Raw genomic sequence first — 12,763 nt, forward strand, 5'->3', positions numbered from 1 at the left:
CTGCTAAAAAATGAGTGATGGATATAATATTCCTTTCGGGATTGATTTAGGTGACGGCCTTAAAAAATTCGATGAATTGATTGGTAGGGCGGAGGCTCTTCGGAAAGCAAATAAGGAAGCGAGTGAAGCGATCGCTCAAATGAATAAAGAGATTGCCTCAGGGGCGGAAGCTGCAAGCAAGTCGATCCAAGAGGAGGCCAGATCTGCTATCGCTGCGAAGAAAGCAGCAGAGGACCGTGTGCGTGCTGAAAAAATTGCTGTTTCCGTGATGGACGATCTAGCGAAACGTCAAACTGAGAATATCAAGCTGAATGAGACACAGAGCAAGCTGATTGAGAAATACACGAAGAATCTAGATTATACAAAAAAAGCACTTGCGGAAGCTACGGATCCGACACAGGTTATGGTTCTGGCCAAAGAGATGGAACGTCTTCGTGATAGGATCGTTAAGCATTACGATGACGCAGCAAAGGCCGTTACCCCATTGAACAATAATCTTCAGGAGACAAGTAATATGATCGATAAACTGTCGGACTCCATTATGGGATCATTTTCTGATTCTGAAATGGAAAAATTAGGCAACTCGATCAATAATGCAGCAACAGAATCGGAACAGTTGGGGGTGCTCATTGATTTTGTTTCAGAGAAGATGGAGGGTATGGATTCTTCTTCCGAGCTTTTCCAAAACCTGACGAAAGACATCGAACAGGCCAACTCTATGCTTGGGCGTAATGCCGAGGCTGCTGACATTACCACGCTTTCTTGGGACCAGTTGACTGATCGCCTGAAATATTTTCAGGACGCGCTTAAAGGTGAAGGAAATCCACAAGAAATCGTTCGTATCAATAAAGAAATCGAGAATACGCAAGAGCAGCTTAAGCGCGTGCAAAATGCAGGAAAAGAAGGGTTTGATGAACTGGGTAACAAGCTTATCCCAGAAGCTGCTGAAAAAGTGAAATCACTCAACACCGAACTGGAGGAAACCGTCCAGCAGCTTGCCAAAATGCGATTAGAAGGAAAGGTAGACACTAAAGAATATGATGACCTTATTGATCGCGCTACTGAAATCCGTCAGGCTATAAAGTCTGTCAATGATGAGCTGGAGAAAACGTCTTCGCAGACAAGAGGTCTCGATACTCTTATAGAAACAGCTTCACTTGTCACTGCTGGATTTAATCTTGCTCAAGGTTCTATGGCTTTGTTCGGTGTCGAAAGTGAGGATCTTGAAAAAGTTACAGCCAAACTAGCAGCAGGAATCGCGGTTCTTCAGGGACTACAGGAGATTCAGGTACAGCTAAAGAACCGGGAATCAGTAGCCAATAAGGCATTGACGGCGACACAGGCGGCGTATACTGTTGTTGTAGGTACCTCGACCGGAGCATTGAAAGCTTTTAGGATCGCGTTAGCTGCGACCGGAATAGGGCTGATTGTTTTAGCGATTGGAGCACTGGTCGCTAATTGGGATAAGCTGACCGCGTCCATGAAGCTGAGTTCTGCAACAACCGAGAAGTGGGGGCAGACTGTAGATAAGATCAAGGCTATTGCTATGGGGGTCGGAAACGCTGTCCTTCAGTGGCTGATAAACCCTATCAAAACTTTCTATGTCCTGCTTACCGACGGTCCTAAGGCAGCTGTTGAATCATTCATCAATAGCATGAATGTGGTGAAAACTTACACCGAAGGATTCAACAGCGAAATCCAGCGCCAAAACGACGCCGCCCACCTGAAAAAATTAGAAGCCCAGAAAGTTGCTCTAGAAAAAGAATTGGAAATCCGTCAAGCTGCTGGCGAAAAAACCATCGAGCTCGAGCGCGCGATCCAGTCGACAGCATTGGCCATTGCGTCCGCGACTAAAGAAGGCCAAGAGGATGCACTACAGGAATTCAAAGTGTTTGAGGCGAGGGTTGCTAAAGAACGTGCGGACGATGCAAAAAAGGCTGCCGATGAAGCAAAGAAGCTAAGGGACAAAGCGGCTCGAGAAGGAGAAAAGGAAGTTGAACGTATTAAAGAGTTTAATCGCCGATTGGTCGATATGGAAGCAGATAAGCAGGCTCTTATTATTGCACAAATACAAGATGGTGCCTCTAGAGAAAAGCAAGAGGAAGAACTACGCTATAAACAGCAATTAATAGCTCTTGATCGTGAACTAGAAGATTTCAAGGGGAATCATACCGATAAAACAAAACTACAATCTGCTCAGGCTAAATTACGAGAACAGCTACTTGATGATCACATTGTAAAGATGATCGGAATAGATGTTAAATATTTTGATGAGTTGGTGAAAAACCAGCAAGAGGCTGATAGGGTATTACTTGAGATAAATAATCAGAATAAAGATCTTGAACTTCTAGAAATTGATAAAAGATTTGAAGAAATATTAAAAGCTTATAGAGAGGCTTATGGTACTGAGATTGATCTTACTCAGCAAAAGCAGCGTGCGATAGATGAAATTAATACCAAATATGGGTTAGAATCTATTGATAAGAGTGAATCTCTTGCTATTGCTCGGTTGGAACAGACGAAGATTGAGGGGCGAAATGAGGAAGAGGTGGCTAAGCTTCGAGAGGCGATGAAGCTATCTATTCTCCTCGACGGAGCAAACGCCCGATTGGAATTATTAGAGAAACTTGGAGGAGAAGAGAATAAAGTGGAAATTGAAAACCTCAAAGCTTTCATTGCAAGTGCCAATCGGGAAATAGAATCGGCAACTAAGACTTCTAGCAAGCAGAAGAGTCTTATGGAATTTCTTGGTTTTGAAATGTCAGAAAAAGAATCTGATATGCTTGTTGATTCTTTTACTAAGACATTTGATCAAATTGCATCAGCTTGGGAAACTTCTCTGCAGAGACAGATAGACGCTAAGCAAAAACAAATAGATAAACTTAATGATCAGATTTCGGAAGTTGAGAGAGAGCTTGATCGTGAACTTAGTTTGCAAGAGCAAGGTTATGCGAATAACGTAGATGCAAAGAAGAAGGAGTTGGAAGCCCTCCAAGAACAGCGTGACGCAGATATAAAACAACAGGAAGAGATACAGAAACAGCAGGCTAAGATACAGATGGCACAGGTGGCGATGAATAACATTTTGCAAACTTCTCAAATGATTTTAGCTGTTGCAAACACGTACGCTTCTGACAGTAAATGGGGAATCGTGGGGATAATTACAGCAACTGTAGCAGTTGCTGGTATGATTGCATCATTTATTGCTATGAAAAATCAGATTAATTCAACACAATCAAGTGTTCCTAAATACCGTCATGGTGGAACATTCCTGCTTGATGGCCCAAGCCATGAGCAAGGGGGACTGGGAGTGTATAATGAGAAAACCGGTCAGCGTGTTGCAGAGGTAGAAGGAGGGGAGGGATTTTTTGCTATTAATAAAGACAGTAAGAAGTATTTACCATTGATGGACGCTATCAATCGTGATGACTTTGGCGCCGTAGCGAGATTTGCTGGGGAATTTAAAGACGCAGTCGGTGTTGTTGACTTTAGTCATGTTCATGAGCAGACGGCTAAGGTTGTTGTTATCGCACAGCAGCAACAAGAACGCGAACAAGAGTACAAAGAAGCCATGATATCAATTGCTGGCTCAGAAAGTTTACAAGATATTGCTATCTCTAATAGAATGATGTTAGAAATAGAGCGGCGTCGAAAAACTGTTACTGAAACGAAAGATTATCGTATAGAACAACAGGGAAACATTGTCAGAAGAATAAAAAAGAAAAAAGACTAATGAAGTACAGGTATTACATAACAGGCAGATCCGGAACAAGGCAAGTTTCTCCATCAAACGAGGGATCACTTGAGTTTACCTTTGAAAAGGAATCTAATAGATCAGATTTTTCCAGGTCCCTAGAGGGATCGATTACGTTGAGGGGAGAGGATTTTAAATGGTTGTATGATTTAGAATTGACTGTATATCGTTTTGATCTTTTGACAATAAATATTCATAAATATTGTAACGGTTCGTGGAATGAGGAATGGTTTGAAGGGTATATCTCTTTAAATTCAGGAGAATGGAATTTAGATAAATGCACCGTTTCTCTTTCAATTGTTAAGCAAAGCAAGTACGAATGCTTTGATCTGGGAAAAGATGACGTTATGAATCTTCTAAGTGCTGTTTATCCTAAGGTCAGCGTGTCAGCTGTTGCAGGTACAAATACTATTGTTAGAAAATCTTTTTATCTAACTTTCGGCCCAAATGATATTGTAAATCTTTTTCCTGGAGAGTCAGATCCTGAAACCAAAGGATGGACAAAGGAGAAATTGCAGTATCAGGCGCCTGCCAGTTTCTCAAATAGCAACGGGCTGGAAGTGATCGATTCTCAAGGGGTATACAATGTGACCTGGGTAAGGGAAGAGGTTTACGGTACCGATGCTCTTTTGCAGGACGGTTGGATATCCTTAGGAGCGGGTATGTATGCGCGAAGAGCGGTTTTGTATGATTATCAGCAAGAGGCTTATAATAGCTCCAGACCCTATGACCTAGGATGGTCATATAAAGTTCTCTCTGCTAATATTGATCGTGGGTTTACTTTAAGAAGATCTTTTGAGGTACTTTTAAGTAATGTCTGTCCGGAACTCACCCTGGAATCGGATTTTTTTCAATGGAATCCGGTAAATGAGTCGAGTATTAACTACGTTACAGGACTAACATCTAAGGTTAGAAACCTGGTGTTGTTTCAAAAGTCAACTGTAAAGAGGCCTTTTACATCTAATGTAGCCACAAAGGCTGAAATTTCCTTAAATGATCTTCTCGAGGATGTGTGTAATATTTTCCAACTTGAATGGGAAATTACAGATGATGGGAAATTTAAAATTGAGCATGTATCCTACAAAAATCGGGGACAGGGACTGAATGTAACGACAGGAGAAAGCAAGGCTCTGAACGAGGGCAAGCGGCAGTATTCGTACGACAACGATGAGATTCCTAAAAAGGAGGAATTCAGTTGGATGGATGTCACTTTATCTGGTGATTTTTCTGCCCTTCCGATTATTTATACGAATCCAATTGCAGGGAAGGAGAAAGATCAGGATTCTTATGATGTAAAAAATATCACGACAGATGTTATGTACTGTCTAGAGAATTCTGATTCTGAAAATAAAAATGTTTCCGATGATGGGTTTGTTTTAATGGCCTGTGACTCTTTGAATTCAATTTTAAGGGAATCTACGATACGAGGAGGGAATGACCTAAACAACAGTTTATCCTGGTCGCATTTGCACCGGGACTATTGGCGGTATAACAGGTACATGCTAAATTTTAAAATGAACGGTGTCGATACCGTGGCTTTATCTGTCAAGCCGATGAAGATTCAGGAGCAGATAAAATATCGAATGTGTTGCGATTCTGATTTTGACAAGGAGGGGCTGATAACAACTGCTCTTGGCAACAATGGTATACTACGCTCTGCTACATTTAACTTATTCAGAGAGCAGATAGAAATGATCGTTGCGTTTCCTGCTGAAGGGAAGCTGGAAGAAAATACTCCCCCTGTTGCAAAAAACGATACAGCCGAAACATTTATCAATACCGGTGTTGTTATAGATATTTTAGCCAATGATACGGATGGTGACGGGGTCATTATTCCTTCTACACTTGTAATAACCTGGCAGTACCGCGGGGTTGTGCAGATTCTGGATGATTTTAAAGTTCGATTTACTCCCGAAGCCGGATTCACTGGAACGGCTCTTTTCCGATATACTGTAAGGGATAACCTGGGAGAGATATCCAACTCTGCTTTGGTTACTATTACGGTCAATTCGGGAACATCTGTGCCAGTGGCAAACGGGACTACCCACAGGATAGCCAAAAATCTAGAACTATCAAAAGGCGTCGGTGCTCTTATCGTAAATGATACGGCTGCGACAGCACTGACGGTTATATCGGAAACGAAAGCAACAGCAGAAGGGGGCACTGTTGTGATCGGTGCGAATGGTAGTTTTAATTATCTGGCAGCAAATGACTTTGTCGGGCTAGATACATTTGAATATACAATTCGGGATAATTATTCAAATCAGGCGACCGGTATCACCACAGTAAATGTATTCGAGCCAGAACCGGTATACGTCCGCTTGGTGATCGATTCCAGATATGAGAATATTCATGGACAGTGCGGTTTAGGTTATGAGCAGAATCTGGGTATGCAACGTATTGCAGATATAACATTAAAGGTCTTTTCCGATGCGCAAGGGACTATTCCATTGGATATGGATGGCTATAACATGCAGGTGAAGTTACAGCGGACCTATGTTGACCAGGTTTACAATTATACTTCTCAAAATACAACTTCTTATCCTATTACAACAGGGAGCGAAAGGCTGCTGTTTGACGATTATGTTTTGGATAAGGAGCTTTATGCTTGTAGTGGAGGTTTCCAGGAAAGGTTTACGAATACTTTTGTTCTTGTTTCAGACCCATCTTACACAATAATTACATAAAAAGATGCTACTATTTGACGAATTACCACAGCCTCTTGCTTTTTATGACGATATCGAAAAGCAGTCGCGTTTTCATCCGGGTCATGAAAGGAATTTGTTCCGGTTGTTGGTGGAAAATAATCGATTGATTCCTTTCCAGATTCGGTTTGATGTTGACGAGACAATCAGAGATGTAAATATCCTGCGCATTGATGGCACACATGTGATTGGATTGTCTATCGAGCAATTTAAGTTTGTGCCGTTGCCAGAGCAGGAATATAACTATTATCTCTGGGGAGCGGACAGTCCATTAGTGGATGTGAATGGCGATGATATATATATTCTATGTGGAGATCAGTACTTCCTTAAAATAGAGACTGAACATGGTGAATATTTTTCTGAAGTGTTTTCTCCGGTATCGGATACTGATACGTATCTGATTTTGGAATGGACTGAAGACCATAATGTTGATCCGGTGTATTATGGTACTGATTTTGGCTTTAAATTTTGGTTTTTTGTTGATACCTTTATAACCAAAGGTTTGCCCGTGGTGGTAATCGATAGTGAGGAGGATGGGTTTGGAGAAATTGTCGATATTTCCAGGAAAGTAAACATTACGTACGACATCGATCTTGGTGTTGTGCCGAATTACATCTACGAGGCCATTGCATTTATGGCCATACACCGAGAGGTGAGAATATATACCCCTAAAAACTTACGAGAAGGCAGTATTAAAAATATTGCTTTAGAAGAGGCGCAGATTGAAGGGATTCCCTTTTGGCATCTGGTCGTTAACTTTCAGCAGGGCCGATATTATTATAATACTGCCTGCGGGATTGATATCAGGCCGCAAGATGTTGAGGAGGTTATAATAGACCAGGGCGCGACCGGAGATGCGTACGATTCATTTGTGGAACAGCAAGATATATCGTAAGGAAATAACATGAGAAAGATTAATGCTAGGGTGATCCGTAACATCGGAACCGAATCTGCTTGGTTACAACGTGATACCATTTTGGGAGATGGTGAGGTTGCTTTTGTGCGTTTTGGTAGTCGTATCAGGACAAAAATTGGAAATGGATCGCTGTCCTTTTCGCAATTGTCCTATCAGGATAACGATTTGAAAGTTTCAAAGGCTGGTGCTGCTTTTCCTTTTTTGTCCGGAGAAGGTGCAGCACCCGCGGGTGTATACATGGCGACAGAATCTGGAACTTATCAACCTGGGAATGTCGTTGTAGATGTATCGGGTAAATTGGTAATGCTTCTTTGGGATGGAATTGGGGTTTTGGATAAGGTAGAGACGGAGTTGCCGGAAGTGGATGTATCTGGATTAGTTGCTAAAAGTGATATTGATGTAACGGGCGGAGTGGCCAGTTTTGACAGGACAAAAGTTCTGACGGACAACATCAGGGTCGATGAGCTTGGTAATCTTTACTTCGTAGATGAGAACCAGAACATAGGTCTTATGTTGACGGCCGATGCGACATTGAAGGTATTCCGGATCGAACTTAACGGTGAGATTATCGATCTTGGTAATTTTACTTCCCTGGATCAGTTTGAGACGTTGTCGGCTAATTTTGAAATTGATGGGGAAGGATCTTTCTACATTAAAGATAGTTCAGGCAACGTGTCCTTAAAAATATCGACCGCCGGGGAAATTTCATTTTTTCAGAATATACAGAACTTCGCCGCTAACTTCAACAGGGCTAAAGGACTGCTGGATCTTGAGAGAGAAGATCTCGACTATACCTTCGTTTCACCTGACTATGTTTTCGGCATGTACGGTAGCACGAGGCAATACTTTACGGATCTTTATCCCGAGGCACTGTTTACGGGTAAGCTTCCGCTGTTAATTTCGGAATCAAAAAAAGCCATCCTACAGAATCCCGGACAGCAGAGCGAACCGGTTACAACAACATCTAAGACCTTCGAACTATCGTTTACGGGGTATAAGACAAAAAGCTTTTCTGTCGATTATGTTCGATCCAATCGTTCGAATCTACAAGGTGCTAATATAAGGATGATGCTGTTGTCAGACAGTATTGTTAATCAGAATCAGAGTGCCGGTTCTGTTTCAGGTACAATTGCAAACTTTATCCGGCAATTCGGATTGATGGATAATGCCGATATAGGTAGTATAGATCCCCTAATGGTCGGAACAAGGAATTCCGCTACTGTAAACCTGGCCTATAAAGGAAGTACCCTTGCGTGTAAGTCGTTTTCCGAAGGTCGGAGCGGATGGGCGACATACAATTACCTGAACTACCCCAGATGGGTACGGCTTGACGGAACCGCTTTCGAAGATGCCTATACTTTTTTAGGAGCAGAAGCGATGTATTATCTCGCCGGATTAGCTACTAAAACGCCGTTTGATAGTACGGTGGCGGGACAGCCCTATACCGCTTATTCAATGTCGCAACATTTCAATATCTGTAATACTCCTGTGGGTCGCTATAAACCTGACTACAATGAACAGTTATGGACGGCATTGAAGGCAAAATGGGGATTTACCACTTCTGTAACCTCTTATAGTTCGGTTACCGAGGATGCGAAGATGGAAGTTTTCCTGTTCGGAAGCGGTGGGATAGCAAGCTGTGACGGAGGTGTATGTTATGATCCTGCAATCTCCCATAATCCGTTTTACGACATTTCCAGGGCACAGGCATATACAGGGGATCATGAATGGATAAATAGGAATGCTTTTTCGATAACAAAATATCTAGAACGCTATAGAACAATGGACGACAGTGGAAATAGACTTGTGTTAGGGAACGGCACGGGATATCTTGTTACGGATGTCAATGCCTACGATGTCTGTACGCCCTCTCATTTTGTTGAAGGCCTTGGGACGAACGATGTGGCCGTCGGTCTTACCAATATGGTATATTTCAGTCAGCAATTGGTTGATACTGTCGCCTCTGAGCTTCCGTCCTGCAAGATAGGTTCATATGTTCCGCGTCGTCCGGGCGTTTTCTATCCGCAGCGGTGGCAGGAATACGGTCTGCAATCCCAGTTTGAGGGCAATGCGACGATGGCAAACTATAATGGAGCCCTTATGAATGCACTGGGAGCGCTGTCGCTTTTAAAACAGATAAATTATATCCCGGTATTTTTTACCCAGTCTCCTGTTTCTGCCGGTTATGTAGAATGTCTCACATACGATCTAAACGAGATAGAGATGGCTGCAAAAGTAGTTTCGGGGAGTGATACGGTCCATTTATCTGCGATCCAGTTAAGAAGTATTGCCTATCAGCTGTATAGCTGGTTGGCGTGGTCAATTAATTAAATAAAGATTTAGATTTTAAAAATATGCAAATAGCAGTAATTGGTGCTGATTATTCAGGCACAGGACTAGGTAAGGTACCCTACGTAAGTTCAGAGGTGAATGCCCTTTTAAGTGTTTATTCAGAAATAACATTATCTCAGAAATCGGCATTTCAGACGTTTGTTGATGAGATCGGAGGGATAGGGGGAACGATATGGAACAAATTCGCGGCAAACAGCTTGTTACTTCCGATTTTCTCTTCGACATTGTCTGAGGCTCTGATCAATGTTTGCACAGGTTCTCACAATCTCGTTGCCGCATCGGCGAATTTCGCCCAATATTGGAGCCTGTCCGATGGTAAATTATCGCAGGTATATTCATCGGGTTCCCCGGGCGATAACATACGGATCAATGTAACGGGTCGGTTGATCTACACTTTGTCTCCTTTTGGTATTGTTGACAAATTTCCGGATTACGCGAGCGTCAACAAACTTGTCACACATATAGGGCAGGGAAACTTGTCCGTTATCGGGGCGAGCCGTATGAGTATACAGAAGTCGGATGGTACCAATAACCAAAACGTTAGTTATACGGTTACCGATGAGCGTGATTTTTTGGCCTACACGGCAACTGGGCTGCAAGGGATCAGCGAAGCTACGCAAAACCGTATAATCATCAATGGGCAGACATCCTTACAGGCTATACAGGCTTCTTTTAGTCAGACTGCGGTTTCCTGGATAGGATCGCTGGGTTCGACCTCGGCCACGATCGCTAATCAAATTGGGCTAAGGAATGCTCGCGTATTGGGCTTCGGAGAGGGCTTCACGTTAGAGGAAGCTTCGATTGTCAATGCGGCACTTATAAATCTTGTGTCATATAACATATAGAAAAAGAAAAAAGAAGCATTAACCTGTCCGAATTAGCCCCAATAGGTTAAATCTTCTTTTTTTCTTATATTCGTGACAAATCAATTAATATGACTGAAGACCCCAAGTACAATAGCAAACTATTTCTTATTGGTAATGGATTTGATCTGGGACACGGATTGAAAACTAGCTACCTTGATTTTATTAAGTGGTACCTCAGGGAAGTATTTGAATCGGCAAAAAAGTCGGAAGAAGGATATTTTAGCGATGGCTGTCTTGCTCTTAGTTACAATTCTCAATTTTTTATTGGAAATGACCCAAAGCTTCTTAAAGCGGAGCTAGATCTTTCCGATTCGCTAGAAAATAAAAGTTTACTGAAATTATTGGCAAAATCAGAACATATCAAGTTCGACAAAAATTATTTTTCAATGGACACGAGTATTGGTAATACCTTAAGAATATACCCGAAAAATTCATTTGTGAGAAATATATTGACGATATGTTTTGATGATAGGTGGAGTGGAATTGAAGATCAAATCTATCGGATAGTTCGCAATGAGCTCAAGTATGTTAAAGATGAAGAAAAGCCTGAAGGAGCATCTCTTAAAGAATATACTCGTTATATGATCTCTGTTGAAAAAATTATATCGGTGAATGAATCAATAAATTGTTTAAAAACGAGATTGATTCAATATTTAAACGGTCAAAACATTCCAGAAGGAAATAGATACAATTGGTTCGATAAAATATTAGCCAGCCATTTGAGAGGAGAAGAAACCATTCAAAAAAATGCTGGGATGATGATACTAAATTTTAATTATACAACACACACTACTGCGGGAACCATGGTGTCTGATTTAAAAGCTGAGTACGGAAAGTTTTATCCAAATATGTCTACAAATTATATACATGGGAATCTAGATGACCATATAGACGAAATAGTTTTTGGAGTTGGCGATGAGGCGAATGGATTTTATGAAGAGGTAGAGCGTGAATGTGGGGACGAGTGGCTTCAGTGTATGAAAAGTTTTAACTACTTTAGAAACAATCGATACCAGGAATTGCTCGCATTTATAAATGGACCTATACCTTATGAGATTTATATTTTGGGACACTCCTGTAGTATTACGGACAGGACGCTTCTCAAGATGATTTTTGAGCATGAGAACTGTAAGTCGATCAATATTTTTCATTACAGAGGTATGGATTCGTACATAAAAACAGCCTATAATGTTGCTCGAAATTTTTCTGATAAGGTTAAAATGCGAAATGTGGTAAAGCCGTTTGATACTAGTTTATCAATGAAATAGTTTATTGGCCTATAATAAGAATGGCTGTATCTATATTTTAATAAAATATATTAATATATTTGTTTTAATAAATATTATATTAATATGAGTTTAGAACGTGGTAATAAGCAGTTGCAGATAGATGAACTTAAAAAACGTCTTGCTGCATTAGAATCGGGAGAAGATACAGCGCCTATATCAATAGCTGATATTGAGGGTTTGCAAGAAGTGTTGGACGATCTCACTTCGCGTATCGAAGCACTTGAGCAAGCATAAATTATTAAATTAATATAAAAATGGCTATTATAACTTGTCCTGAAACTTGCGAAGAAGTAGAGGCTCCAAAGTTCGATTTTGATAATTGTAACGAAGAGGCTAATGCTGCACAAATCGCATGGCTCTACATCACCACCCCAGATGCCCCATCTTTCACCGATTGGAAGACTCCCACAGAATGGGCTGCTCGCCTTGGGAATGATCCTACAGTCGAAGGTCACGATATCCGATTTCTAAAAGGTATCGGCGAGATACCAAAACCTACTGCTAATACGGTAGCTGTTTCTGGTCGTCGTACCAAAGTTGTCGGGCGATCGAGAACGATCACTTTCCGGGTAGACAATACCAATGAGGTGAACCATGATGCAATGCGTAAACTTCAGTGTGGTGGTGATATCAAGATCTGGTACGGTACCATCGATGGATTACTCTATGGCGGAAACGATGGAATAGATGTATTTGTTGATCCAGGTGCCAGTCACGGTTCTGGCGATACTGACATTATTAATCATGAATACGCCATAAGCTATTCTGCATTATTAGATCCTGAACGGACTAAATCGCCGATCGCTTTTTAGAAGTAGCTTTTTTACTCATTTTTTTATTTACCCCAACATCTCTTAATGAGGTGTTGGGGCTTTTTATTT

8 protein-coding genes are annotated in these 12,763 nt (G+C 41.4%); all 8 read left to right on the forward strand.

The window, feature by feature from the left end; all coding sequences use genetic code 11:
* Positions 1–10: 10 nt before the first annotated feature.
* The 8 genes from ACSZOX_RS04350 (at position 11) to ACSZOX_RS04385 (ending at position 12,694) form a co-directional block, all read left to right on the forward strand.
* Positions 11–3,733 carry a hypothetical protein gene (locus ACSZOX_RS04350; protein WP_437918588.1) on the forward strand — a complete coding sequence of 1,241 codons (3,723 nt, stop codon included), beginning with the start codon at positions 11–13 and terminating at the stop codon, positions 3,731–3,733.
* Positions 3,733–6,441 (forward strand): Ig-like domain-containing protein, encoded by a 2,709-nt coding sequence (locus tag ACSZOX_RS04355; protein WP_437918589.1) that lies wholly within the window; start codon positions 3,733–3,735, stop codon positions 6,439–6,441. Before ACSZOX_RS04350 ends, ACSZOX_RS04355 begins: the two co-directional genes overlap by 1 nt.
* A gap of 4 nt (positions 6,442–6,445) precedes the next feature.
* Complete coding sequence (locus ACSZOX_RS04360) at positions 6,446–7,354, forward strand: hypothetical protein (protein ID WP_437918590.1); 909 nt, start codon at positions 6,446–6,448, stop codon at positions 7,352–7,354.
* Positions 7,355–7,363: 9 nt separating this feature from the next.
* Positions 7,364–9,706 (forward strand): hypothetical protein, encoded by a 2,343-nt coding sequence (locus tag ACSZOX_RS04365; protein ID WP_437918591.1) that lies wholly within the window; start codon positions 7,364–7,366, stop codon positions 9,704–9,706.
* Positions 9,707–9,729: 23 nt separating this feature from the next.
* A complete protein-coding gene (locus ACSZOX_RS04370; RefSeq protein WP_437918592.1) occupies positions 9,730–10,572 on the forward strand; it encodes a hypothetical protein in 843 nt (280 codons plus the stop codon).
* An 89-nt stretch (positions 10,573–10,661) separates the two neighbouring features.
* Positions 10,662–11,861, forward strand: a complete 1,200-nt coding sequence (locus ACSZOX_RS04375; RefSeq protein WP_437918593.1) for an AbiH family protein — start codon at positions 10,662–10,664, stop codon at positions 11,859–11,861.
* An 84-nt stretch (positions 11,862–11,945) separates the two neighbouring features.
* Entirely contained in the window at positions 11,946–12,116 is a 171-nt protein-coding gene (locus ACSZOX_RS04380) for a hypothetical protein (RefSeq protein WP_437918594.1), read from the forward strand.
* A gap of 20 nt (positions 12,117–12,136) precedes the next feature.
* Positions 12,137–12,694: a hypothetical protein gene (locus ACSZOX_RS04385; protein ID WP_437918595.1), complete on the forward strand. Its 558-nt coding sequence runs from the start codon at positions 12,137–12,139 to the stop codon at positions 12,692–12,694.
* Positions 12,695–12,763 lie beyond the last annotated feature (69 nt).

Source organism: Sphingobacterium sp. LRF_L2, from assembly GCF_965644235.1.
Lineage (GTDB): Bacteria > Bacteroidota > Bacteroidia > Sphingobacteriales > Sphingobacteriaceae > Sphingobacterium.

Bases quoted from the DNA above. Each gene is read 5' to 3' on its own strand.
- ACSZOX_RS04350 (WP_437918588.1), top strand. From the start codon at position 11: ATGAGTGATGGATATAATATTCCTTTCGGGATTGATTTAGGTGACGGC.
- ACSZOX_RS04355 (WP_437918589.1), top strand. From the start codon at position 3,733: ATGAAGTACAGGTATTACATAACAGGCAGATCCGGAACAAGGCAAGTT.
- ACSZOX_RS04360 (WP_437918590.1), top strand. From the start codon at position 6,446: ATGCTACTATTTGACGAATTACCACAGCCTCTTGCTTTTTATGACGAT.
- ACSZOX_RS04365 (WP_437918591.1), top strand. From the start codon at position 7,364: ATGAGAAAGATTAATGCTAGGGTGATCCGTAACATCGGAACCGAATCT.
- ACSZOX_RS04370 (WP_437918592.1), top strand. From the start codon at position 9,730: ATGCAAATAGCAGTAATTGGTGCTGATTATTCAGGCACAGGACTAGGT.
- ACSZOX_RS04375 (WP_437918593.1), top strand. From the start codon at position 10,662: ATGACTGAAGACCCCAAGTACAATAGCAAACTATTTCTTATTGGTAAT.
- ACSZOX_RS04380 (WP_437918594.1), top strand. From the start codon at position 11,946: ATGAGTTTAGAACGTGGTAATAAGCAGTTGCAGATAGATGAACTTAAA.
- ACSZOX_RS04385 (WP_437918595.1), top strand. From the start codon at position 12,137: ATGGCTATTATAACTTGTCCTGAAACTTGCGAAGAAGTAGAGGCTCCA.